Origin of the sequence: Streptomyces sp. NPDC002130 (genome assembly GCF_040296465.1) — a bacterium.
Taxonomy (GTDB): Bacteria; Actinomycetota; Actinomycetes; order Streptomycetales; family Streptomycetaceae; genus Streptomyces.
In genome coordinates, this window is the sequence record NZ_JBEOXI010001073.1 from 1 (window position 1) to 1,172 (window position 1,172).

A 1,172-nucleotide genomic window follows, 5' to 3' on the forward strand; every position below is an offset into this window, starting at 1 on the left:
CACCCTTGTCGAGAATCCCGATGGCCGTGTCCAACGCCGCACGGGAGGCGTCGGCGCCGCTACGGTCGATCGGCACCTGACCGGCCCCACCGAAGAACCAGCGCTGCATCGCGCCCTTCACACCGGTCCCGGTGAAATATTCACTCTTCGCGACGAAGGTGATGCGTCGGCGCACCATGAGAACCAGGAAGAACGAGTCGACGACTGCCCGATGGTTGCCGGCGAGAATCACCGGCCCCTTCTTGGGGATGTGGTGCTGGCCCTCGATCGTCGGCCGCCCGAACAGCCAGAGGACCGGGCCGATCAGGACGTATTTGAACAGCCAATAGAGCACAGGGCATCACCTTTTCCGTCTAGTAGACAGTGTCTACGACGAGAATAGTAGACACTGTCTTCCATGACTGTCAGCAGCCTTCGCGAAACACTTGTCGCCACCGGCGTCGAGATTCTCGATGTCGACGGCGCCACGGAACTGACGCTACGGGAGATCGCGCGGCGCGCGGGCGTGTCGCACGGCGCCCCGCGGAGATACTTTCCGACCCACAACAGCCTGCTTGCCGCAATCGCCTCACACGGCCTGCGCGATCTCACCGACAGACTCGATCCCATCCTCGCCTTCGAAGCCGTCGGAGGGTCCGGACAGAATCTCGGGTACGCGTTCCAGTGGCCGCTGTTCGCGGCGTTTGTCGTGTACGCGTATCGCAAGTTCGTTCAGCTCGAAGACGTGGACCCCGAAGAGGCCGAGGCCGAGGAAGCCGCCGCGGAGCCGCGTGAGATTCCCGCCGACCTCTTGCCGCAACGCCCGCAGGCCGAGTTCGACGATGTGAACCTCGACGTCGACGATCCTGAAGCCCGCCAAATGCTGGAATACAACGACTACCTTGCGCAGCTCGCCGCTCGCGAGTCCGATAGGAGCACGACGTGAGTACCGGTTCGGAAGCGAGCATCGCTACCCCCGCAGTCAACGCAGAAAAGCAGAAGAAGGTTGCGTCGGCGCTGGTCCGATACCGCGTTCTCGCCTGGATCACCGGCCTCTGGCTGCTGTTCCTGACCGGTGAGATGGTCTACAAGTACCTGATTCTCGACAATTCCGCGGACGCACCGTCGTGGTTGTTCTACATCGGTCAGATCCACGGCCTGTTCTACACCGGCGCGGACGAGCCGTGTCTCAG

At 62.6% G+C, this 1,172-nt stretch carries 3 protein-coding genes; 2 read left to right on the top strand and 1 reads right to left on the bottom strand.

What is annotated here, in order from left to right:
• Positions 1–334, bottom strand: a 334-nt coding sequence (locus tag ABT116_RS48505; protein ID WP_351647929.1) for a lysophospholipid acyltransferase family protein, incomplete at its 3' end; no start/stop codon positions are given.
• A gap of 63 nt (positions 335–397) precedes the next feature.
• On the opposite strand from ABT116_RS48505, the gene ABT116_RS48510 reads away from it, so the two are divergent.
• Together ABT116_RS48510 and ABT116_RS48515 are read left to right on the top strand one after the other, a co-directional pair.
• Positions 398–925: a TetR/AcrR family transcriptional regulator gene (locus ABT116_RS48510; RefSeq protein ID WP_351647931.1), complete on the top strand. Its 528-nt coding sequence runs from the start codon at positions 398–400 to the stop codon at positions 923–925.
• Positions 922–1,172, top strand: a 251-nt coding sequence (locus ABT116_RS48515; protein ID WP_351647933.1) for a DUF3817 domain-containing protein, incomplete at its 3' end; no start/stop codon positions are given. The genes ABT116_RS48510 and ABT116_RS48515, both read left to right, overlap by 4 nt.

Coding starts and splice junctions, on each gene's coding strand:
- ABT116_RS48510 (WP_351647931.1), top strand. CDS start 398: ATGACTGTCAGCAGCCTTCGCGAAACACTTGTCGCCACCGGCGTCGAG.